Origin of the sequence: Vibrio pacinii DSM 19139 (assembly GCF_000711795.1) — a bacterium.
Lineage (GTDB): Bacteria > Pseudomonadota > Gammaproteobacteria > Enterobacterales > Vibrionaceae > Vibrio > Vibrio pacinii.
This window is the reverse complement of record NZ_JONH01000011.1, coordinates 146885-169707: the sequence shown is the minus strand read 5'-3', so window position 1 is coordinate 169707 and position 22823 is coordinate 146885. Positions and strand designations below refer to the sequence as shown.

26 protein-coding genes are annotated in these 22823 nt (G+C 45.5%); 7 read left to right on the top strand and 19 right to left on the bottom strand.

Features of this window, described 5'->3' with window-relative positions; all coding sequences use genetic code 11:
- The first annotated feature begins 13 nt into the window (after window positions 1–13).
- On the top strand, window positions 14–577 hold the full coding sequence (locus BS19_RS07875) for a DNA-3-methyladenine glycosylase I (RefSeq protein ID WP_038174471.1): 564 nt from the start codon (window positions 14–16) through the stop codon (window positions 575–577).
- Here the strand turns inward: BS19_RS07875 and BS19_RS07870 are convergent.
- The 4 genes from BS19_RS07870 to cls form a co-directional block, all read right to left on the bottom strand.
- Window positions 574–1446, bottom strand: a complete 873-nt coding sequence (locus BS19_RS07870; RefSeq protein WP_038174470.1) for a lipase secretion chaperone — start codon at window positions 1444–1446, stop codon at window positions 574–576. The two genes, BS19_RS07875 and BS19_RS07870, sit on opposite strands and share 4 nt — an antisense overlap.
- A gap of 10 nt (window positions 1447–1456) precedes the next feature.
- The gene (locus BS19_RS07865; RefSeq protein WP_157631155.1) at window positions 1457–2335 is read right to left on the bottom strand and encodes a lipase family alpha/beta hydrolase; all 879 of its coding nucleotides are present in this window, start codon (window positions 2333–2335) and stop codon (window positions 1457–1459) included.
- 263 nt (window positions 2336–2598) lie between these two features.
- A complete protein-coding gene (locus tag BS19_RS07860) occupies window positions 2599–3804 on the bottom strand; it encodes a cystathionine beta-lyase (RefSeq protein WP_038174468.1) in 1206 nt (401 codons plus the stop codon).
- 67 nt (window positions 3805–3871) lie between these two features.
- On the bottom strand, window positions 3872–5326 hold the full coding sequence (gene cls / locus BS19_RS07855; RefSeq protein WP_038174466.1) for a cardiolipin synthase: 1455 nt from the start codon (window positions 5324–5326) through the stop codon (window positions 3872–3874).
- 366 nt (window positions 5327–5692) lie between these two features.
- Here cls and BS19_RS07850 point away from each other — a divergent pair, with 366 nt between their 5' ends.
- The 3 genes from BS19_RS07850 (at window position 5693) to BS19_RS07840 (ending at window position 8916) form a co-directional block, all read left to right on the top strand.
- Window positions 5693–7123 (top strand): sodium-dependent transporter, encoded by a 1431-nt coding sequence (locus BS19_RS07850; RefSeq protein WP_038174465.1) that lies wholly within the window; start codon window positions 5693–5695, stop codon window positions 7121–7123.
- Window positions 7124–7273: 150 nt separating this feature from the next.
- Entirely contained in the window at window positions 7274–7969 is a 696-nt protein-coding gene (locus BS19_RS07845) for a TIGR01621 family pseudouridine synthase (protein WP_038174464.1), read from the top strand.
- Window positions 7970–7983: 14 nt separating this feature from the next.
- Window positions 7984–8916 (top strand): class I SAM-dependent methyltransferase, encoded by a 933-nt coding sequence (locus tag BS19_RS07840; protein WP_038174564.1) that lies wholly within the window; start codon window positions 7984–7986, stop codon window positions 8914–8916.
- A gap of 42 nt (window positions 8917–8958) precedes the next feature.
- Here BS19_RS07840 and BS19_RS07835 read toward each other — a convergent pair whose 3' ends face one another.
- The 3 genes from BS19_RS07835 to norR form a co-directional block, all read right to left on the bottom strand.
- The gene (locus tag BS19_RS07835; RefSeq protein WP_038174463.1) at window positions 8959–10002 is read right to left on the bottom strand and encodes an FAD-binding oxidoreductase; all 1044 of its coding nucleotides are present in this window, start codon (window positions 10000–10002) and stop codon (window positions 8959–8961) included.
- A 69-nt stretch (window positions 10003–10071) separates the two neighbouring features.
- Window positions 10072–11733, bottom strand: a complete 1662-nt coding sequence (hcp, locus tag BS19_RS07830) for a hydroxylamine reductase (RefSeq protein WP_038174462.1) — start codon at window positions 11731–11733, stop codon at window positions 10072–10074.
- A gap of 322 nt (window positions 11734–12055) precedes the next feature.
- Entirely contained in the window at window positions 12056–13585 is a 1530-nt protein-coding gene (norR, locus tag BS19_RS07825; RefSeq protein ID WP_038174461.1) for a nitric oxide reductase transcriptional regulator NorR, read from the bottom strand.
- A 223-nt stretch (window positions 13586–13808) separates the two neighbouring features.
- Between norR and BS19_RS20380 the strand changes: the two genes are divergently transcribed.
- Window positions 13809–13961 carry a hypothetical protein gene (locus tag BS19_RS20380; protein ID WP_169739007.1) on the top strand — a complete coding sequence of 51 codons (153 nt, stop codon included), beginning with the start codon at window positions 13809–13811 and terminating at the stop codon, window positions 13959–13961.
- Between the two features lie 41 nt (window positions 13962–14002).
- Here BS19_RS20380 and BS19_RS07820 read toward each other — a convergent pair whose 3' ends face one another.
- From BS19_RS07820 to BS19_RS07800, 5 genes are all read right to left on the bottom strand, one after another.
- Entirely contained in the window at window positions 14003–14611 is a 609-nt protein-coding gene (locus BS19_RS07820) for a CDP-alcohol phosphatidyltransferase family protein (protein ID WP_038174460.1), read from the bottom strand.
- Entirely contained in the window at window positions 14604–15251 is a 648-nt protein-coding gene (locus BS19_RS07815) for an ATP-binding cassette domain-containing protein (protein WP_038174459.1), read from the bottom strand. Before BS19_RS07815 ends, BS19_RS07820 begins: the two co-directional genes overlap by 8 nt.
- Window positions 15217–16926: an ABC transporter permease gene (locus BS19_RS07810; RefSeq protein ID WP_038174458.1), complete on the bottom strand. Its 1710-nt coding sequence runs from the start codon at window positions 16924–16926 to the stop codon at window positions 15217–15219. The genes BS19_RS07815 and BS19_RS07810 overlap by 35 nt, the downstream gene beginning before the upstream one ends.
- Window positions 16927–16934: 8 nt before the next feature.
- The gene (locus BS19_RS07805; RefSeq protein WP_038174456.1) at window positions 16935–18077 is read right to left on the bottom strand and encodes an ABC transporter substrate-binding protein; all 1143 of its coding nucleotides are present in this window, start codon (window positions 18075–18077) and stop codon (window positions 16935–16937) included.
- Between the two features lie 195 nt (window positions 18078–18272).
- Window positions 18273–18719 carry an META domain-containing protein gene (locus BS19_RS07800; RefSeq protein ID WP_038174455.1) on the bottom strand — a complete coding sequence of 149 codons (447 nt, stop codon included), beginning with the start codon at window positions 18717–18719 and terminating at the stop codon, window positions 18273–18275.
- Between the two features lie 194 nt (window positions 18720–18913).
- On the opposite strand from BS19_RS07800, the gene BS19_RS07795 reads away from it, so the two are divergent.
- Together BS19_RS07795 and BS19_RS19775 are read left to right on the top strand one after the other, a co-directional pair.
- Window positions 18914–19162 (top strand): DUF1289 domain-containing protein, encoded by a 249-nt coding sequence (locus BS19_RS07795; protein WP_038174454.1) that lies wholly within the window; start codon window positions 18914–18916, stop codon window positions 19160–19162.
- A gap of 72 nt (window positions 19163–19234) precedes the next feature.
- Window positions 19235–19432, top strand: coding sequence for a DUF1289 domain-containing protein (locus tag BS19_RS19775; RefSeq protein WP_038174453.1), 198 nt, complete (start codon window positions 19235–19237; stop codon window positions 19430–19432).
- Here BS19_RS19775 and BS19_RS07785 read toward each other — a convergent pair.
- From BS19_RS07785 to BS19_RS07755, 7 genes are all read right to left on the bottom strand, one after another.
- Window positions 19425–19646 (bottom strand): hypothetical protein, encoded by a 222-nt coding sequence (locus BS19_RS07785; RefSeq protein WP_038174452.1) that lies wholly within the window; start codon window positions 19644–19646, stop codon window positions 19425–19427. The genes BS19_RS19775 and BS19_RS07785 overlap by 8 nt on opposite strands.
- Before the next feature lie 250 nt (window positions 19647–19896).
- Window positions 19897–20457 carry a VC2662 family protein gene (locus BS19_RS07780; protein WP_038174451.1) on the bottom strand — a complete coding sequence of 187 codons (561 nt, stop codon included), beginning with the start codon at window positions 20455–20457 and terminating at the stop codon, window positions 19897–19899.
- 195 nt (window positions 20458–20652) lie between these two features.
- Window positions 20653–21066: a GspS/AspS pilotin family protein gene (locus tag BS19_RS07775; RefSeq protein WP_038174450.1), complete on the bottom strand. Its 414-nt coding sequence runs from the start codon at window positions 21064–21066 to the stop codon at window positions 20653–20655.
- Entirely contained in the window at window positions 21066–21362 is a 297-nt protein-coding gene (locus BS19_RS07770) for a YciI family protein (RefSeq protein ID WP_038174449.1), read from the bottom strand. The genes BS19_RS07775 and BS19_RS07770 overlap by 1 nt, the downstream gene beginning before the upstream one ends.
- A gap of 104 nt (window positions 21363–21466) precedes the next feature.
- Complete coding sequence (gene yciA / locus BS19_RS07765) at window positions 21467–21859, bottom strand: acyl-CoA thioester hydrolase YciA (RefSeq protein WP_038174448.1); 393 nt, start codon at window positions 21857–21859, stop codon at window positions 21467–21469.
- A gap of 73 nt (window positions 21860–21932) precedes the next feature.
- A complete protein-coding gene (locus BS19_RS07760; protein ID WP_038174447.1) occupies window positions 21933–22484 on the bottom strand; it encodes a septation protein A in 552 nt (183 codons plus the stop codon).
- An 85-nt stretch (window positions 22485–22569) separates the two neighbouring features.
- Window positions 22570–22806: a hypothetical protein gene (locus tag BS19_RS07755; protein ID WP_038174446.1), complete on the bottom strand. Its 237-nt coding sequence runs from the start codon at window positions 22804–22806 to the stop codon at window positions 22570–22572.
- Window positions 22807–22823 lie beyond the last annotated feature (17 nt).

Genomic DNA, 22823 nt, shown 5'->3' with positions numbered 1-22823 from the left:
CAGGAGAGTCAGTATGAGCCAAGACCACACTTGTGCATGGGCAATGAATCATCCATTAGAGCGCAGCTACCATGATAGCGAGTGGGGAGTGCCTGTATATGATGATAAGGTGTTATTTGAGTTTATCACCCTTGAAGGAGCTCAAGCAGGGTTGAGTTGGATCACCATTCTCAAAAAAAGAGCGGGTTATCACGCGGCGTTCGAAGGGTATGATTTAGCCAAGTTAGCCACGTACGATGAGTCGCAGGTTATGCCTATTATTGAGAGTTTTGATGTGGTTAAACACAAAGGTAAGATTGCCTCTGTGTTTAGTAATGCGCGTGCAGCGCAGGCGTTAATCGAGCAATATGGCAGCTTATCCAAGGCGTTGTGGCAGTTTGTTGATCACAAGCCTGTGATCAATCATTGGTCAAAGATGAGTGATGTGCCGACCTCAACTGAGCAGTCAAAGGCGATGAGCAAGTTCCTTAAGAAAAACGGCTTTAAGTTTGTCGGCGAAACCATCTGTTACGCCTTTATGCAAGCAGTCGGGATGGTTGATGACCACTTAGTGACATGCCCTAAAAAGTCATCTTAAGGTGCCTCGAGTAAACCTTGGTCGTAAAGTCGCTCCAATGCTTCCACACGCTTGAGTTGTTTAGTGGCGAAGTGTTGCTGTCTAAGCTCGTTTAACTGAACTTGAAGTGATGGATCCGTGATTGATGCACTGGTGAGTAATTGTTGCCTGATCGCCAGGTAGTGCGTCAGCTCGGTTTGGAATGTTGCGCGCTGTTTATCAAGAGCGGCTAAGCGTTCAGCGCCTTGTTGGCCGACTAATTCGATGCTTGTGGTATAACGCTGTTGATTGTTGTGCTCAGGTAAACGATTTAACTGAGTTAACAGTTGAGTATTGCTTTCGGCCCGTTGAATGTAGTCGGGCATTGTTAATAGCTTATCTTCTAGCAGTTGCTGTTGCTGTTCATTACTCAAACTGCTCTCAGCCGCCCACGCTTTTTCAATCGCCAATTGGCGTAAATGGTTCTCATCGGTAAACAATAAGGCTATTTGTTGCGGAGTAAAAAATTGGCGTTGCAGTGTCAGGATACCAATATCCAACTGCTCAAGTGCAAGCGCGTTAATTGAGTCAGAGGGCAATGGGTCAAGTTGCATCAAAGCACTTTTATAGTCTAAATAAAGCGTAAATAGCTCGGGTGTAATGGAAACCATGTCATTGTTGTTGGCTTGTTGACTGACATGCTGTTGTATTTGTTCAATATTGCGTTCACCAAGGCTTGACAATGCGTAGTCATAAAAAGATTTCTCAGAACTGGTATCGGGTTCGATATCATACTGAGAGGGTGCAAGTGTGATGGGGGCTGAGACAAGTGGTTCTTCAGTAAAGAAGGCGATCGCGCTGAAGTAAACACTCAGCGCAATCACTAGGCTAACCAATGCGATCTTTTTCATTATCAACGCTCTACAAGCCTTGCAGCTTTAAGCGATTAGCGTGCTGTCGATACAAGGTGACCGGATCCGTTTCAAACAAGTGGTGAATGCCGAGTAGACCATTAATCTCATCAAGATGATTCATGCGATAGTCATCGCGAATCACCTTGCCTAAATGGGTACTGCATGTGCCGACTAGGCCATCATTAGGCTCATCAAAAGCCAATCCTAGCACTGTCATGGCTCCATCGGTTGGATCAAGTAAATTGGTAAACGTAGCGGCTCCCGTCCATGAGTAATAATAAACCCCATTACTTGCGAGCCAATCGCCATCACCACAGGTACTGGTTGGCACACCTTCAGGGTAATGTTGATTAAACGCCAATGAGCCTTGAGTGGTTAGAGCGTCAAGGGATGCCAAAGCATCTTGTTCTAAGCCTTGGCCGCCAGAGAGCAGGTTAATCAATGAAGTGAGTCCGTCGGCAAGTTTGACACCGAGCGCTTCTAGCCCAGAGCCTTCACGAACATTGGTTCGCACTAAGTCGGCGAGCTTAGAGCCTTTATGCACTCCGCCGATGCTCGTTACTGACGCGACGAGATCAGGTCTGACAGAGGCCACATAACGCGCTGTCGGCCCACCATGACTATGCCCAATCAAGTTGACTTTTTCCTCACCGGTGGCTGCGAGTATTGTTTCTACTTGCGATAGCAGTTGCTCGCCGCGCACTTCGCTACTGTTGGTTCCAGACACCTGAGCGACATAGACCGTTGCTCCATCCTTGGTGAGCGCATGAGGGATACCATAGAAATAATCGACTCCTGCGAGCTTATCAAAACCAAATAAGCCATGAACTAACACAATCGGGTATTGGGTTTGCGTATAATTACCAGCGTGGGCCTGAAGCGCCATAAAAGGCTGGGCCAAAAGCAGTGTACAGCTAAGTATAAGTGAGTAGGTGAGTTTCAAAGCAGGTTCCTCTGGTTAGACCTCTTGTTGAGAGTTAAAAACTAGAAGAAAAAAGGAGAGATAAGAAATAGTAAGCGTTAATAAGATGTTAAATAATGAGTTTGTGTCAAAATTCAACAGCAATATTGAACATGAACGTGGATGAGGTGTTGCGGATTGTGGCAATAACAGCCTCGCGAGGCGAGGCTGATGATTTATAAGCTTTGTTAAACGCTAACGGGTTTTTCTAGCATCACGGCATTATATCGCTCTAGGCCCGCTTTGAGGTCAGCGATCAGATCGTCAACGTTTTCTAGGCCGATATGTAAGCGAATTAGGGTTCCATCAAAGTTTGGATTGGCGACAGTACGAAGACTTGTGAAGCTTTTTGGTTCGTTAGCCAAAATCAAACTCTCGAATCCCCCCCAAGAATAACCCATACTGAAATGTTGCATGCTGTCTAACAAAGCGGTAGTTGCACGTGGATAACTGGTTTTAAGTACGAACGAAAACAAGCCATTACCACCAGTAAAGTCACGGACAAAAAACTCATGACCGGGACACGTTTCAAGAGCAGGATGACGGACATGGTCAACTTCTGGACGGCTCTGTAGCCATTGAGCGATCTTGAGACTGCTTTCTGCATGCTGACGTAAGCGCACATCGAGGGTTCGAATACCACGCAAGCCAAGGTAAGCGTCGTCTGGTGAGACGCACTGACCCATTAAATAACTTTGCTCGCGTAATTGCTCCCAATAAGGTTCACTTGCCACCGCGGTGCCAAGCATGACATCAGAGTGACCGACAATGTATTTGGTTGCTGCTTGTATCGAGATATCGACTCCGTGATCGAATGGAGAAAAATTCACGCCGGCCGCCCAAGTGTTATCTAGCATGACGATAATATCATGCTCATGAGCGATACTGGCTAAGGTTGGGACATCTTGAACTTCCATGGTAATTGACCCCGGAGATTCAAGAAACAGCACTTTGGTATTGTCTTGAATCAGCTCGCGGATGCCTTCACCGATCGTTGGGTCGTAATAAGTCGTCTCCACGCCGATTTTTTTCAGCATGATTTCGCAAAAATCACGGGTAGGTTCATAGCACGTATCGACCATCAATACGTGATCGCCACTTTCAACAAAGGCCAAAATAGCATTTGAAATAGCCGCAGTACCACAAGGGTAAAGGGCACAGCCAGCGCCACCTTCAACTTCAGTCATGGCGTCTTGGAAGGCAAAATGAGTATGGGTGCCACGGCGACCATAAAAGAGCGTTTTATTGGCACGATTGACGGTGGCGTGATGCTTTTCTGCCACCGTATCGAAAACCACGGTTGAGGCTCTTTGCACGGGTGGGTTAACCACACCGTTGGTCCACTTTTTGTCGCGACCTGCGGTGACATACTTAGTTTGCTTACTTTGTGACATTGGAAGTCCTTATCTAATAACGCGTTGCCTTATTTAAAACATGGCAACGCGTCAATAGCAAGAGGGATCACAGCAGTGGATTAAATAGATAGAAGACTCGCTCGAAGAAGCGTGAAAAGATGGTGCGTTGTTTCCATTGAGCTAGCTCGACAGGGTGAGCTTGATCAATATAACTTTGCTGTAGCCAATACATCTCTTTGGTAAATGCTGGGTCGTCAATCGCCAATGTCAGTTCAAAATTGAGCCACAGACTGCGCATATCCATATTAACCGTGCCGACTAGGCAAAATTCTTTGTCGATCACCACCGATTTAGTGTGTAGCAGACCACCATAGAATTCATAGATTTTTACTCCTGCAGTGAGTAGTTCACTGTAAAAAGCGCGTGATGCCCATTGAACCATCATGGAGTCATTTTTGTGCGGAATGATCAATTCAACCTCGATTCCCCGCTGGGCGGTCATCTTTAAGGTTTCCAATAAGTCAGAACTTGGTACAAAGTACGGTGTCGTGATGCGTACCGAGTGGTTGGCTTGATTGATCGCTAAGGTCAATACCTGAGAAATAAGGTGCTCAGGCATTCCTGGTCCTGATGGAACCACCTGTACTGGCTGTTTAGGTTGATTGGTTTCAATCTGACACTCTGGCAATTTAGGAAAAGTGCGCGAGCCCGTCTCGACCTCCCAATCCCAGCAGTGAATGGCCGAGAGTACGTTCACCGTCGGTCCTGTGATCCGTACCATGATATCAATCCACTGACCCACACCTGAGTTTTGCTTGAAGTAGGCAGGATCAACCATATTCATTGAGCCGGTATAGGCAATTTCTTCATCAATCACAATGATTTTTCGATGCTGGCGCAGATCGAGCCTACGCAGAAAAATACGCAATGGACTTACTTCCAGCGCTTGCACCACTTCAATACCCGCACCGCGCATCATTTTGTACCATTCACTGCGAAAAAAGCGCGGGCTGCCAGCGGAGTCGAGTAATAACTTAACGTTGACACCTCTTTTAGAGGCTTGAATAAGGGCGGATGCAACTGAATCTGCAAGCCCGCCTGGGTGCCAAATATAAAAGACCATGCGAATACTCGATTGAGCATTTTCGATATCTTGAATGATTGAGTGGAGAATTTGTTCAGGTGAGTTTTGCAGTGACAATGAATTACCGGACAGTGCCGGTAAACCTAAACGGTTGTTACACAGCTCATCAATACGATAAATATGCCGACCAAAGCTTTCGGGTGAGTGCGCGTTGCAATCATTTAGGTTGGAAAACCACTCCGCAAATGGTGCGAGCATCTCTTTGGCGCGCTCTGCTCGGGTTCGGCCAAGATTCAGTTCACCAAACAAGAAGTAGCAAGCGACACCGACGATCGGGATGATGTAGATGATCATCAGCCAAGCTAAAGATACGCTGACAGCCCGTCGTTTGAGCACTACGCGAATAGTCACCCCAGCGACCAGTATCCAGTAAAAACCAATGCTTGCCAGTGTTAGAAAGTGATAAAACTTTTCCATTCAGTAACCTAGATAAAAATATGCTCCTCAATCTTAGAACCGAGAGAGGGTGAGAACAAGCATGATTTGTAAGAACAAGGTCAGTAAGTGCAATTGTCTGCAAAAAGAACAATAATGTTATAGGAATGTAAATGATGGTGCATAGTGGATGTTAAAGGCCAAAAAAGCAGCATTTAAACATAATAATTACATTTGTGGTGGGAAAATGCACTAAATGGGCTTCCAATTTTAATCCTAAACTGGTTTACTTGCCATAACGTTAGCGTCGTTGATAATTCTATTAAGTGTAAAAATAATTATACGCACATTTTTTAGACGCCTAACAGAAGCAAACACAACTTAAAAAAACGATTTAATGGAGTAACCGTGGCTACAAGTACAAGTGCACAGCCCCGTGATACGTGGGGGTCTAAATTAGGCTTCGTTATGGCCGCAGCAGGTTCTGCTGTTGGTTTGGGCAATATATGGAAATTTCCTTACACAGCAGGTGAAAGTGGCGGCGGCGCGTTCGTTGCAATCTACCTCATTTTTGTAATTTTTATCGGCTTTAGCGTGATGTTGACAGAGTTCGCTATTGGTCGTAAGACAGGTCTATCAGCAGTAGGTGCCTTTAAATCGACCGATCGTCGTTGGACATTTACTGGTGTGATGGGGGTTCTCAGTGGCCTACTGATTATGGGTTTTTACCCAGTGGTAGGTGGTTGGGCTCTCGCTTATATCTTCAAAGTGGGCGGCGGTTTATTAAGTACCCCTGAAGCGATTGGTGATAGCTTTGGCGGCTTTATCTCTGATCCAGTTCAACCACTGATGTGGATGGGTATTTACTTGATGCTTAACATCGCTATCGTTATGAAAGGTATTTCAGGCGGTATCGAAAAAGCGGGTAAGATCCTAATGCCACTGCTGTTCTTGATCCTGATCGTGGTATCAGTCAAGGGTTTGATGCTTCCGGGCGCGATGGCAGGTTTAGAATTCCTATTCATGCCGGATTTCTCTAAAGTTGACAGCAACGTGGTTCTAGCGGCGCTTGGCCAAGCCTTCTTCTCTCTCTCTCTTGGTATGGGTTGTATGATGACCTACGGTTCTTACCTGAAGAAGAAAGAGAACCTAGTCCAAACGACGGGTATGGTGACGGCAATGGATACCGGTGTCGCTATCCTTGCTGGTGTGGCAATGTTCCCTGCAATGTTCGCATTTGGCATGGAGCCTGCGGCAGGCCCAGGTCTCGTCTTCGTAGTGGTTCCACAACTGTTTGCTGAGATGGGTGGCGTTATTGGTCTACTATTGGCTCTGATGTTCTTCATCGGTTTGACAGTAGCGGCGTTGACCTCTTCAGTGTCACTGTTGGAAGTTGTGGTCTCTTACTTAATTGATGAGAAAGGTCTTAAGCGTTCGACAGCGGTTATCAGTGCTAGCGCTGTGATGGCATCACTGTGTGTGTTTGCTTCTCTATCGCTTGGCGGTGTTGGCCCTACCTTATTTGGTACTGGTGCGTTTGATATCTTCGACCTACTGACGGATAAGATCTTCCTAGCTGTTGGCGGTATGTTGGTATGTATTTTTGCTGGCTGGCGTCTATCTCGCTCTGAGCTTGAGAAAGAAGTGACCAATGATGGTGAAGTTTCTTTCCCACTCTTTGGTCTATGGTACAGCCTAGTTAAGTACATCATTCCTGTGGCAATCGCAATTGTTGCCTTTATGGGGATCAAGTCTGGTTTCGACAGCGGTAAAGGCGAAATCATGTTACTGGGTATCGGCATTATCGCTTTAGCGGGTATCTTCTCTAAGAAGCTATAATTCGCCAAGTAAAATGTTACCGAAAGCCTCCTTCGTTGGAGGCTTTTTTATGGGCGCTAGTAAGATGTATTTTGCTGAGTTGCCCTCAGCGTGAACTGGTTTTCAGCGTGAGAAACGGTATACTCTTGCCTCCGAAACGGAGCCATGCCAATGTTTGATATTTTACACACTCACCGCGATTTTTTGGTCATTAATAAACATCCTAATGTTTCAGTACACAAAGATGATGGCGAAACGATGTTGCTGCAGGAAGTCGCCAAAGAGAGCGGCGATCAGCAGCTTTATTTGATTCATCGCTTAGATAAAATGACCTCGGGAATTTTGTTACTTGGTCGCAATAACAAAGCAGCGCGAGAATTGAGCGAGCAGTTTGCCAAGCGGCAGGTCGCCAAGTTTTATCTGGCGATCGGCAGTAAAAAACCGAAGAAAAAGCAAGGGCTAGTGAGTGGCGATATGCAACGCTCTCGCCGCTCTGCTTGGAAGCTTATCAACTCTCATGACAATCCTGCTGTGACACAGTTTTTCTCTTTGGCATCTGAGCCGGGAGAAAGGCTTTTTTTATGTAAGCCCCATACTGGCAAGACTCATCAAATACGAGTCGCACTGAAGTCGGTGGGCTCTGCGATTGTAGGCGATCCGATTTATAACCCGTCAAATATTGCCGATCGTGGTTACCTACACGCCTTCGTGCTGCGTTTTCAATATCAGCAACAAGAGTACTGTTTTGTTTGTGATCCTCGCAACTATGCTGATCTGGGCGAAAAATGGCATCAAGAAAATACCAGTCAGAGCATTGAAACCTGGCTTAAACCATGGGAGTTATCATGGCCGACGATAAACAAATAGACGCTGAATACGCAATGCAAGCGTCACAATTACCACTTTTTTTTCAACAGTTGACTCAGCAACTCGCCATTGCGCCCAATGAGGTGCGCCGCTTGTTTCATGGGCGTGGCCGCCGTTTTGCAGGATTAGAACAATTGACCTGTGATTGGATTCAAGGCCAATTGATCGTCAATGTATTTAAAGGCGTTGACGAGACATTCGTTACCGCGCTGAAACAAGGTCTTGATCAGCTGACTCAATCCAGCCTATGGCAGGAAAAAAATGGTCGTGCGATTGTTGTACAACATCGATATGCACAAGGTGCGCCCTCTGAAATCATCTGGGGTGAGCTTGACAATCGTCCGGTCGTCGAAGAGTCAGGGCTTAAGTACCAGCTTGATATTGGTCGCAATCAAAACTTCGGTTTGTTTCTTGATATGCGCTTTGGACGCGATTGGGTCAAAGTGAATGCGAGCCAAAAAAATGTTTTGAACCTGTTTGCTTACACGTGCGGGTTTTCGGTTGCCGCCATTGACGGTGGTGCGGATCAGGTCGTCAACGTTGATATGGCGCGCTCGTCGTTGAGCAAAGGGCGTGACAATCATCATTTAAACCAGCATAACCTTAACCAAGTGAAGTTTTTGGCTTACGATATTTTCCGTTCATGGGGCAAGATCAAGCGTTTAGGGCCGTATGATTTAATCATCATCGATCCACCCTCGTTTCAAAAAGGCAGTTTCGCTTTAACTAAGGATTACAAACGGATACTGCGTCGCCTTCCAGAGTTGCTCTGCGATGGTGGGGAAGTGATCGCGTGCGTGAATTCGCCTCAGGTGACGAGTGACTTTTTGATTGAGAGTATGCAAGAAGAAGCGCCTCAACTGAGTTTTGTCGAACGCTTAGACAATCCGCCAGAGTTTGCGGATATTGACAGCGAAGCGGCGCTTAAGGTGTTGCGTTTCAAATAATTAAGGCGCCTCAGGGCGCTTTTTTATTGCGTTTAAACTTAACTAGCCAAGTTGCACTTTGACATCGGATTCAAGTGATGATGAGCAAGCTAATACGTACCCTTGTTCAAGTTCTTGCTCAGTCAGTGTCTCTTGACTGGTTGATGTCACCGCACCTTGGCTGACTTTGCATTTACACGAGCCGCAGATCCCGCTGCGACAAGCTACAATCAAAGGCAGTCCAGCATTCTCCAATACATCCGCTAGCAGATCGCCTTTATTGGCTTCAATTGACGTAGCCAAGTCAGGTACTTGAACCATGACCTGTTCACTACTGACCTCTTGTTGCGTCTGTTGTGTTGGTGTGAAACTCTCTTGGAAAAAGTGCCTCATGTCGAAATCGAGATCAGTGAAATAACGTCGCACATCTTGCATAAACTGGTTTGGACCACACAGATAGATCGTCCGCTGTTTAAAGTCTGGCACAAGCTGTTGTAACCAGACGGCGTTTAAGCGTCCTTCAGGGTAGTCCGTCGCTTCGCGATTTTTCAATAGCAAGCGCAGGTGAAAATGATCGTAGGCAGCGTGATAGGTTTCGATCAAATCGAAGTAAATTGTCTCTTGTTGTGAGCGGGCAATATGCAGGAACTCAATATCCACCAACTCATCACTGTTTAACCATTGCTTTGCCATTGCCATAACGGGGGTGATGCCGCATCCAGCGCTAATTAATAAAGCTTTCTTTTGCCCTTGGTGAACGCAAGGAGGGTGATCGATACAGTTAAAATCCCCCTTCGGTGGAAGGACTTGCAGTGTATCTCCGACCATCAACTTATCAAGGATGAAGTTAGAGACTTTACCACCCTCTACTCGTTTGATCGTGAGTTGGAGGTGGTCATCGCCTGATTGCGAGCAGAGTGAATAGGCACGAAACTCTGTCTTGCCGTCGATGTCGACGCCAAGAGTAATAAATTGTCCGGCTTTGAACTCAAATAGAAGCGACTCAGATAAATCTGCCAGCTTGATACTGACTGCATCGTTAGTCTCGTAGTACTTGTCGATACAGATCAGTGTGACAGGGTGATGGTCTTGCCATTGAAAAAACATAAGGATCTCTTTGCTGGTTTTATCTATCGCCCCCCAGTTTGAGATTAGGGGGGCGTACAACCTATGGTGTTATGCGGCTAGGATGGTTTTTAAATCCTCTTCTACATTGCCAATGCTGCGCATATCAAACTTGTCTTGAATAATCGCTAGCAAGTTCGGTGTTAAGAAGGCCGGTGCTGTCGGGCCGGTATAGATGCCTTTTACGCCTAGGGCAAATAGGGTAAGTAGTATGACGATCGCTTTTTGCTCAAACCATGACAGCACCAATGTCAGCGGAAGATCGTTGATGTCGCAGTCGAACTCTTTGGCGAGTGCCAGTGCCAGTTGGATGGCAGAATAAGCGTCATTACATTGGCCGACATCTAATAGACGTGGAATCCCGTTGATCTCACCAAATGTGTTCTTGTTGAAGCGGAACTTACCACAGGCCAAAGTCAGAATCAGTGTATCTTCAGGAGCTTGCGCTGTGAAGTCTGTGTAGTAGCTTCGTTCTGCTTTGTCGCCATCACAGCCACCGACCAAGAAGAAGTGCTTGATGTTGCCTTGTTTGACTTGATCAATCACGGCAGGGGCGGCATTCATTAGGGCGTTGCGACCAAAGCCAACGGTGATGTGATGCTCAATTTCGTCGTGTTGGAAGCCCGGTAAGTCGAGCGCGCATTCAACCACTTGGCTGAAATCGTCACCCTCGATATGAGCCACGCCCGGCCAGCCAACAATACTGCGTGTAAATAAACGATCTGCGTACTGGCCAAGATTAGGATTAAGCAAACAGTTCGAGGTCATAACAATCGCACCAGGGAAGTTAGCAAACTCTTTTTGCTGGTTTTGCCAAGCGCTACCGTAGTTGCCCACCAAATGAGAGTATTTTTTCAACTCAGGGTAGCCGTGCGCAGGAAGCATCTCACCATTGGTATAGACATTAATACCTTTGCCTTCGGTTTGCTGAAGGATTTTCTCGAGGTCGTGTAGGTCGTGACCGGAAACAAGAATACACTTGCCTTTTACCGGCTTGACGTTAACCGTGCTCGGCTCTGGGTGACCAAAAGTCGCGGTTTCGCCGTGATCGAGCATTTCCATCACTTTGTAGTTCATCAGACCGATACGCATTGAACAATCAAGTAACTGGCCAAGATCTTGTGGATCGGTGCCAAGCCACGCCATAATTTCATGGTACTCGGCATAGATGTCATTGTCAGTTTGCTCTAAGACGCGTGCATGCTCCATGTAAGCCGCTGCGCCTTTCAAACCATATAAACACAGTAGGCGCAGACCAATCACATCTTCATGAACTTGGTCTTTACCACGATTGACGGCTACTTGAGGTGCTATCGTTAAAATTTGCTCAGCATCTGCAGGAAGTTCAAATAGCGCAACCGCAGGAAGTGTCCCAAGTGTCTCGTCGTTCAGCGTTGCCGCGCTGATGACTTGCTGCTTGAGCGCTGCTTTATAAGTCTCTGCGATAGAAGTGAATTCAAGCACACGCTGAGGGTCAAAGTTAACGTTGGTCAACGTTGAGAAGAAGGCTTTTGGTGCCCATTGATTAATTTCATCATTGACGATATTAAAGTCGAGTGCTTTCGATGCCCAAAAAGAAACCCCTTGCAGCGTATAGACCAACACGTCTTGTAGATCAGAAACTTCAGATGTTTTGCCACACATGCCTTGAGTAAAAGAGCAGCCTTTAACTGTCGGGGTTTGGATTGTCTGTTCACATTGAATACAGAACATATTGGGTTCTCCAGTGGTTGTGGTATTAGTTGTTTGTGGGTCACTGGATAGCAGGTTATGTGCCAGGTTTTATCTTGTTGAAAAATATAATCTTTTTTAATTATTTTTGGTGAGTTGATGTATTTTTACAACGGCCTTGATGTCAATAATACATCGCGCAAATCAAGCTTGGCGATAAAGCAGACAGTTGTCTTTCATATTGATGGAGCGTTTGTTAGCCACTGATTAAAAAGGATTATCGCCAATATGTCGCGTTGTTGACGATAATCCGTGTTGATTGTTACTGCATGGTGAATCAGGTGCGGTGAGAGCAGTCGCTAGGCTAGGCCTTAATCCCGAGCTTTTTACCCATGCGATAAAGGTTGCCTCGGTCCATCTGCAAAAACTCAGCGGCTTTCGCCCAGACTCCGTCAGCTTGCTTTAGGGCATGCTCAATTAAATCGCGTTGATAGCATTCAACCAACTCACGCATCGGTTGGCTTTGCGTCGGTAAGTGCTTTGATGTGTTTTTTACATCATTGACCGTCAGCGAGGTATCAAAATGATTGAGCATGATGGTATTGGCGTCTTGCTGAATTGCATATAACGCCGCGCGGGTTAAGGTGTGTTCAAGCTCGCGAACATTGCCATACCAAGGCAGTGATTCGAGCTGGTTCAACACCTTAGGATGGACGTGGAGGTTGGGCGCATTAAATTGTGCGCGCACTTTTTCCAATAAATAGCCTGCGAGCACCTCGATGTCACCTTCACGATGTCGTAGCGCTGGCACATGGATCGGAAATACATTTAAACGGTGAAACAGGTCTGCGCGAAAACGGCCTGACTCGACTTCTTGCTCTAATTGACGGTTAGTCGCAGCGATAATTCGCACATCGACTAACAGATGTTGGTCGCTCCCGACCCGTTGCAGTTCACCTTGCTGAATGACTCGCAATAACTTGGCTTGAAGCAATAGCGGCAGTTCTCCCACTTCATCGAGAAATATTGTGCCACCATTGGCCAGTTCAAACTTTCCTGTTCGATGACTATTGGCTCCGGTAAATGCCCCTTTTACGTGTCCGAACAGCTCGCTTTCTGCTAAGCCCTCTGGCAGTGCGGCGCAATTGACGTAAATCATCGGTTTATCGCTGCGATGGGATTGGGCGTGTACGGCATGGGCGACTAACTCTTTGCCGGTGCCGGTCTCGCCGGTGATCAGCACGGCATAATCGGACTTAGCAACTGTGGCAATATTGTTGCGCAGCTGATTGATTTGCGGACTTAAGCCCACCATTTCGCTGTGCTTTGAACGAGCTTGCTGAATTAAGGTCTGAGTAACGTTTTTTTGCTGACGATGCTGCGCCTTCAGTGCTTTCACTTGTGAAATATTACGCAGTGTCGCCGCCGCGAGTGCCGCGAAGGTATCGATAATCGTTGGGTCAAGGTTATCGAAGGCACCAACAGTAAGGGCATCTATGGTTAAAGCCCCAACTAACTGTCCTTCAACAAATAAACTAAAACCCATACAGTCATGCACATCGATACAGGTGTCATGGCTGACTAAGCTGCCATCGAAAGGGTCGGGCAGAGGAGAGTTCGCATCAAAACGTACAGGCTGGTGGCTTTGAATGATCGCCTCGAGTCGTGGGTGAGCTTTAGGAAAGAAGCGTCGACCCAATACGGCTTTGGATAGCCCTTTGACTGCCACTGGAGTTAAAAAGCCATCTTGGTCAAAAATGAACAAACAACTGGCATCACAGGGAAAGACTTGCGTAACGCCATCAATCAAACTCTGGTATTGCTGATCGTGTGAACGACTGGAATTGAGGTTAAGAGCGATATTGAGCAGAACGTGGTCTAGAGTGGGCGACATGACAATCCTTGGCTGATAAGCAATGGTGTTATGCTATCAAGCTGATGTCATTTGAACATCAAAATGGAATTTAGTTTGATGTTTGGTTGACGACGATCAATGGTTTGTGTGCCGATACTGATGAATAAACCTAATCAATGGCAATTAATCTACATTCTCTATTGACCTCAACTTAACTTGAGCTTTTATCTTGGTCTTATTGAGGTCCAATAGGAGAGGGTAAATGCACAATACCTATATAAAAGAGCTAGCAGTAAAGAGCTATCAAGAAGAGATGCCCACGCAGGTATATCGCCATAAGCAAAGCCGTTGGCATTTGCCAAGTTTTGTTGCTGGGTTGCTGATGACGCTTGTTATCAATAACTTGCTGGTCTAAATAGAGCGGTCAGCTCAGATGAAACTGACCGCTCTACAAATTTATGAGTTGAGAGTATGAAACCCTGAGTAGATGCGAGTGAAGGTGGTAAACCAGCACGCGGCGCCAAACAGATAGGCGATGAGGGCAAAGTGGTGTGGAAATAGGCAGAAAAACACAAAACAACCAATGGTTTCTGTTCCTTCCGTCAGACCGCTCATGTAATAAAGTGATTTATTTTTATACACAGGGTTTTCAATGCCGCGTTTACCTGCCATCACCGCAAACGCGAGGAAACTACAACCTGTGCCAATAAAAGAGAAAATCAAAAACGCGCTCGCGACCGCATTCTGCTCTGGATTGGCTAAAGCAAAACCAAACGGGATCAGAGAGTAAAATAGGAAATCGAGGCAAATATCGAGGAATCCGCCTGCGTCGGTGATGCCTTGAATGCGGGCCAGAGCGCCATCCAGCCCATCACAGATTCTGTTTAAGACGATAAACAACAAAGCGACGAGATAGTGTTCCGTGACCACAGCTGGAAAAGCGCATACCCCGAGTGCAAAACCAAACAGTGTGGTTTGGTTGGCGGTAGCCCCTAAACGGTTGAGTCCTTTAGCAGTCAAAGCAAGGGGAGCACGAATTAGTTTGATACTCACTCTATCAAGCATGGTTATTCTCCCATGGCCACGTTAAGCAGCGGCTGCCATGAGCAATATCGGCTTCATCGTGAGTGACCATTAACGTTGGGATATTGGCTTGTTTGAGTTGTTCTACCACCCAAGTTCGAAATTGAACCCTGAGATCTTTGTCCAATTTACTGTATGGCTCATCAAGTAAGGCCGCTTTTGGTTCTGCCAATAGCATGCGTGTTAATGCAATTCGCGCACGTTGACCGCCAGAAATTTGTTCGGGGTACGAGTAAGCAAGCTTGGTTAAATTAATGTTCTTGAGTGCTTGTGTTGCCCGTTGTTGGCGTTCGGCGCCTTTCACGGAGTCTGGTAAAGCGAATGCGAGGTTCTCCCAAACCGATAAGTGTGGGAAAAGTAAATCGTCTTGAAACAGTATTCCTACTTCACGTTTGTGTGCCGGAACACTATCTAGCTTGATGTCGTTCAGCGTGATTGCGCCCGAATAGCGAAATTCAGCACTCAGATGACCTGCAATCGTATCCAATAAGGTTGATTTTCCGCAGCCACTTGGCCCCATTAAGGTCACAATTTCTCCTGGTGGCACTGTGATATTCAATGCAGGGAATAATGGGTCACCATTGATTTTATGGATGGTGAGGTTTTCGAGACACAGACTCATTGGACAGTAAACCTTTTATAGACAATCGGCGATATTTGGCCTGTAAACGGCTAAGCAAAATCGCAAATGAGAAAAACAGCAGAGGCAACAACGCTTGCCACAGAGCGTAAATGGCGGTGACACGTCGATCAAAACCGCTTGATAACGCAACCGCTTCGGTTGTAATGGTGCTGATGCGTCCTGCGCCCAACATTAGGGTCGGGAGGTATTGTGCCAAACTAACACTGATACCAACCGCCCACGCAAAGGCAACGGCAGGGAGTAGCAGTGGCAATTTGATGTTAAACCAGACTTGAAGTGGAGATTTGCCCAAACTTAAAGCCACGCGAGTTAAGCCGTTATCAAAACTTCGCCATGGCCCATCAAGCGATAAATAGACAAATGGGAAGGCGAAGAAAACATGCGACCAAATAACCCAAAATAAATAGTTGCCACTACTGACATACAAGGTCGCGACTTGCATACCAAACAAAACCGATAGTTGTGGAATTAACATGGGGATAGCAATGACATAGCTGGGTATACGCCAACGGTGACGAAGGTGGTATTCATGAGCAACCAATCCGAGTATTAACGCGATGCTGGCACTCATCATCGCGATCAGCATGCTTTGCTGTACGGTACTTGCGACACTGTGCCATTCGTACTGCCAAAAGCGTAAACTGTACTGGCTTGGGAGTAAATCTGGAAAACGCCAACGCTGGGCAAAGCTCCATATAATTAATAGCGGTGCCATGAGTAACGTTAATAACGTAATGATACTAAATAGACTCTTGCCTGGTAAGGCGATGCCGCCACGACCAGAGGTTTGCCAACTTCGCCATCTTTTGGTGATAAACCACTCCACCGAGCGAGTAAAACCAATCAGTATTGAGGCTATTAGAAACAAAACCACAGCGCCGGAGGCAGCACGAGGCAGCAGTGATAAGTCTGGATCGTTAAACCACTGCCAAACGAGAACGGCAAAGGTAGGTGGATTTGTTGGTCCAATAATTAACGCGACGTCTACTACCGAGAGGCTATAAGCGATCACAGCAAATAGCGGAAAGCGAAGTTTAGCCAACCATTGAGGGAAAATGCATTTCCACCAAGTTTGAGCGTGACTGTAACCCAATGAGTGACTCAGCTTCTCATATTTATCAACATTTAACTGGTTTAAGATAGGAATACTCATCAATAGCAAAAATGGCACTTCCTTGAGTGCGAGCATAACGATCAAACCAACGCCAATGGGATCTTTAACTAGCCATGCTAACTGCTCAACGGATTGAGTATTTGGGTCATAATCGAACAATTGGCTAAGGGTTCGAATCCCCATGCCTGTCGGGGCAAACAGAAACGCAAATCCAATAGCAAACGCGACGTGTGGCATGGCGAGAAGTGGTGCCAAGCTCACTTCTACTTTGCGCCAAAACTTGCTGTGCCAAGTCGCCTGTAAGACAGCGAATGTGATCATACAGGCAAGGTAGCAACTCACTAGGGTGGTATATATTGTTATGGCAATGGATTTTTCTACCCCTTGCCAATCGAATACGGCATAAAAGCCGTCAAAAGAGAATTGGTTTAACCCAACCGGGGGAATGTAACCCAGTGCAGAGAAAACCACCCCGAGTAATCCCGGGATGGTCGGAAGGATGCAAACGGCGATAAGAATCCAATACAACGTTCTTAACATGGTATGAGCTAGCTTCCGTAGCGTTTCAACCACTCTTTCTCAAGAGCGGCTTGCCAGCTTGGGTGCGGTTCGTCAATAGACTTGAATTGCTGCGTCTCTTTCGCCGAACCCGTTAAGTATTGACTACTCAATACTGATGGATCTCCCCAAATATTGAGGTCACCTTTACGTGACTGGGCTTCAGGACTGAGTAAAAAGTTAATCGCGACTTGAGCACCCGCGGCAGCGTTGGTATTCCATGGTATGGCAAGGAAGTGAATATTCGACAATGCTCCTTGCTCCATAGCGTAGACTTGAGTGCTCGGTGCCAGTGTTCCGTTTGCTTGTGCGGAGTAGACGGAGTTAGGGTTGAAAGTGAGCGCGAGATCAATTTGACCATCATCGAGCAGTTGTATTGACTCTGATGTACCGGCTGGAAACTGCTTACCGCCACGCCATGCGACAGTGTGAAACTGATTAAGGTAGTTCCACAAAGGCTCCGTCACTTGTTGGAAGCGCTCGGGGTCAACGGGTTCTGAAAGTGCTTGGTCATAGTCCGTTAGTTCAATGAGGAGCGCTTTGAGAAAACTGGTGCCATGAAACTCAGGTGGACGTGGGTAGCTTAGACGGTTTGGGTACGCTTTGGCATAGCTGAGCATTTCAGAAAACGAACGTGGTGGGTTATTAAGCGATAGCTTATCGTGAATAAATACCAGCTGACCTACCCCCCATGGTGCTTCTAGCCCTTGTGTCGGCTCGGTGAAATCGACGTCTACAGGTAGTGATTTATCGACATATTGCCAGCTAGGCAGGTTTGCAACGAAAGGGCCAAACAATAGTTGGTTATCCTTCATTGATTTAAAGTTTTCACCATTAATCCAAACCATATCAACGCTGCCACCGCGATTTTTTCCTGCGGCTTTTTCGGCAATTAGGCGAGTGGTTGTTTCGGCGATATCGGTGACTTTTACATGTTTAAGTTCAACGCCATAGTTGGCTTTAATCTCTTGACCAGCCCATTGAATGTAACGATTGATTTCTTGACTGCCTCCCCATGCGTGAAAGTAGACAGTTTGCCCTTTGGCTTCGTCAAGCGTTTGCTGCCAACTTTCTGCTGCTATGGCAGAGAAGGAGAGTGCAATGGAAGAGAGTAAAGTGATCAGCCTTGTCATAATCGTCCCTGTTAATTGAGTTATTTATATCGGTTAGGTTACTAGACCGGGGTAGTTTAGTTATCTATTCATTATGACTTAAAAAAGAGTGATTTATTATAGATTTGAGAGGAATGTTGTAGAGATGTTTGCACAGAGATGAATGAATACAAAAAAGCAGCCACTTGGGCTGCTTCAAAACGAGATTTATAACGATCAGTTTTTCCAGTCGTTAAGTTTAAAAGTCAGTGTATGGATGTCGTTTTTAAGCACCATGCTATCCTTGGTCAGTGACATATCACTCCAGTTAGACAGTGTTTGTGAAAAAGCTTGCTCAACATCCATCAGATCGCCGACGCACATCTTCATTGTCATGCCCATTTTTTCGATGCGAAATTTATTTTCATTCAGTTCCGCTTGACCGAAGAAGTTATTACAACCTGCATTGCCATTGGCGGTCATTTTTTCGCCGACCTCTAAACGTGGCGCAGTCTGGTTTTCTGTCAGTTTAATCGGGTTACCATTAATACTCACTAGCTCCCAATTATGATGTTGGAGGTCCTGTGCCGTAATTTGAGGGGTGTTGTCACCGTTCGAGGTACACGCAGTAACAACCCAAGGGAGGCTAATTGCGGCAAGTAATATTTTTGGGCTAAGCTTCATATTGTCAACTCCAATAAATTGATAAACACACCACTATGGATGGCGCAGTGACAGCAGTATAGTGAATAAAAGTGTATTTTTGTCAATAGCAAGTCATAGTTTGGTCTGGGTCACATATTAAAACTTATTGATAAACATGAAGTTATACATGACGTAGAGTGTTTTTATCGCATCAACCTATAGTGAGAAATTGTTTGGAACAATTAGAGTTTTTCACCGTCCCTAGCCCCTGTGTTGGCGTCTGTACCGTCGATGACAAAGGTTATTGTCAGGGTTGCATGCGCAAACGGGAAGAGCGCTTTAACTGGCTAGCAATGACCCCAACACAGCAACTGCATGTGATTAAACTCTGTCGACAGCGTTATTTGCGTAAAATAAAACAACAGCGTGCTGAAAACATACCACCTAACCTTGATGATAACCCGCAACAAGATCTTTTTTAAAATCAAAAGGTTTACACTTTCCTCTCTATTAGCTATAGCTTAATTATCGTGTACTTTATTGGTAGGTTTACTATGACGATACCAAGTTCATGTGACAACCCTTGCATTGGGGTATGTCAAACGAATAGCTCGGGGATGTGTATTGGCTGCGGTCGATCAAGAGAGGAGCGTTATCAGTGGTATAAACTACCAGAGCATCAACGTAGAGAGATTCTGTTTCGTCTTGAGCAAGAACCTCTCATCGCGATAGATTTTACTCAACTTATTTAAGTCCCCAATGGTCACTGACCCAACCACCAGCGTGTTCATCAAAGTGACAACCAGAAAATCGGTGATTGAGCTCGCTGGTTTTAACATCGTGCCGTTCATCATCGAGAAGGTGTTGAATATAACTCGCCATCTGATCCGTGCCTTTGAGCCGTTGTTGGCGAGTGGCGACTTCTTTAATCATTTGTAGACGGTACGAGTTGCTTGCGCGTTTCATGCAGTGATCCTCCTAGTTGTGACACTAATATGAAAAGTTAGGAGTTGAACCCGCAGGCGTCAATGTGTTTTGAGTAAAAAGTGAGCAATTTGACATAAAAGACAGTTACAAAAATTCACAGTCGAAATAATTTGAAATCTATCGTTTTGATTTGACGAGGATTGTGTTGATGGGGTGGGTAACACAATGAAATAAAAAATTCACAAAGTGGTGTTGCAATAACGCCTCGCTGTACGAGGCGCTGTTGGGACTACATACCGAAGTTAATGATTGGGAAGCATGGTAAGAAGCCATTGTCAGCACAGTTGATTAAACCGATTTGAACGCCTTCAATTTTGGTTGTTTTATTGAAAACACCAACTTGTACTGTTGATTCACTAGATAAGTTTACGGCGCCAACGTCAACCATAGTGTTGCCTTCAGAATAATTAACAAAACTCACGTTTGCACCTTTAACGTCTTTGGTGAGGTTAACGGCTCCCAAGTTGACACCGGTTGTTAGGCCTTCGTTCCAGTTCAGTAGTCCGAGAGACGCACCAGTCATCTCTTGATTGACTTTTGAAGCACCTAAGAAAAGGCCAAAATTAACACCTGTCGTGGTATTGGTTTCAGATAAACCAATAATAGAGAAATCGACACCTTTAACACTGTCTACTTTGCCGTGAAGAGCCGATAGACGAACGCCTGCCACTTGAGTGTTATCAGGCGCATTGAAATCGTTAAGTGATGAAAACATAACGGGTGTTGCGGCGATAGCAAACGAAGAGCTTAACGCTGTTGTGATAGCCACTGCAGTAAGAATCTTTTTCATAATAACTCCGAAGTTGTATTGATTAGCTGAGAGTTAGTCAGCATATGCTTATGATAGCTTACTTTGGTAGTATAGAGTCAATGTTAAATCGAGGTTAAAAAGCAATAGTAATATATTGTTCTTTAATGTTTTTACTATCAAATAAAGAAAAACCTTGTCGCGACAAGGTTTCTATTAGGATTCTCTATTTACAGCTTACTGACTTTGTTGGCTACATCGTTGAGACGTAATGAGCTCATCGGCCATCAGTTGACCACGGCTATTACGCATCTTGATGCGATAACTTAAACCCACGTCGAGGTTTTTCTTAGTTTCAGGATTGTCGCAGTAAGCACGAATACTTGTTTTAAGTACTTGATCGATCGGTTTCGCCCCTTTAGCTTCCTGATTATATACCATCATAATTTCAATGGTTGTTTGGTTAGCTGTTGCTCTAAGAATCGACAGAGGGCCCGCTTCAATCGGTAATTCCGAAGCGAGTAAACTGGCGCGATTTTCTGCAACCATTGAAAGGTGGTGTTGTTTCTCCATCTCTGTAGATGAACATCCTGCGAGAAGAGTGACGAGTATGGCTAATAGTGCTGATGTTTTGACTGAGGAACTGATCATTAGAATACTTTCTTAAATGGTTTTACGATAACACTTTGATAAACACCTGCTTCAATATAAGGGTCTGCATCGGCCCACGCTTGTGCTTGCTTGAGTGAATCAAATTCGGCGATTACCGTTGAACCAGTAAAACCGGCTTCCCCAGGGTTGTCGGAATCAATAGCTGGCATAGGCCCCGCAGTTAATAAACGACCTTCATTTTGCAGATCTTGCAAACGAGCTAAGTGAGCTGAGCGTACACTAAGACGCTTTTCAAGAGAGTTTTCTACGTCTTGGGAAAAGATGACGTACCACATAGGTGACTTCCTTTTTACTAATACTAGTGACTGTATGATTACTTTACCCTAATCGACGCGATTGAAAAGCGCTGAACGTTAGATGTTGCGATAACGTTAAGGGTTTACACGATTGGCCTTGGTCTACCATCGCTATCGATCGCGACATAATTAAACGTTGCGTCGCAGACCATATAACGATCTTCCAGTCCGTTTTCTTTGACAGGTTTAACCCACACCTCAAGATCAATGCTCATCGATGTGCGACCAATTTTAGTACATTCGCCGTAACAACATACCACATCGCCAACACGCACAGGCTTTTTAAACGTGATGCTTGAAACAGAGACAGTCACGATTCGGCCTGATGATATTTCTTTAGCCAGAATGCCACCAGCAAGATCGAGTTGTGACATGATCCACCCACCAAATATATCGCCATTGGCATTGGTATCTGCGGGCATGGCGAGGGTTCGTAGTAGTAGTTGTCCTTTGGGGGTCTGCTTTTCTTGGTTCATATTGACATCCGCGATAAGAATACAGCGACTAAGTTGGCCGCTAGAAAAATAAGATTGTAGCAAAAAAGTGAGTTTAATCGCTAGAGCTAGCCTCGTTGTCCTGCTTAGGCATATGTCGGTAGATATAAATGCCCGTGACCAGTGTCCAGCCGAAGGTAGCGGCAAGTAAGCCAAATACTTTGAAATTTACCCAAACATCAAGAGGAAGTTCGAAAGCGACATAGACGTTAAGCCCTGCGCATAGAGTGAAGAATACAACCCAAGCCCAAGTTACCTTGGCCCAAACGACATCGGGGAGGGTTAACTCCTTACCAAGCATGCTTTTAACTACAGACTTTCCGATCAGGTGACTGATAGCCAGACCGAAGGCAAAGACCAAATAAATGATGGTCACTTTCCATTTGATAAAGTTATCGTCGTGTAGAAACAAGGTCATACCACCAAAAATTGCTACCATCACAAAAGTGACTAATTGCATTTTTTCGACTTTTTTATAGATCAAATAAGTGATGATAAGTTGAATTGCCGTTGCAACGATAAGAGCACCAGTTGCGGCATAGATATCGTGCATTTTGTACAATACGAAAAAAATAATTAACGGTATAAAGTCGAGCAGTTGTTTCATGGTGAAGGTCAACGTGAGGAAAGCAGCCCTTAGTCTAACCAAAACGTATGGATTGACAAAGGGCTCACTGATCTTAAATGGCGAGTTAGTTGGATGAAAAGTTCAAGATACGCTTGCAGTCTTCTAGGTAACCCTCATCGCGTAAGCTATCTACTGTAAATTGTAACTCTTCATCGCTCATCGAAAAACAGCTTGATTTGCCCGTCATACCACTAAGATATTGATGGTATTCCAATTCAGTGAAGTGGCCGACACGTTCGACGAGTAAGCTTTTAATACCGTGATGGATAAGTCGGTAATAGGTGTGGCGTTGAACTTCCATAACGTACCTCTCATGCC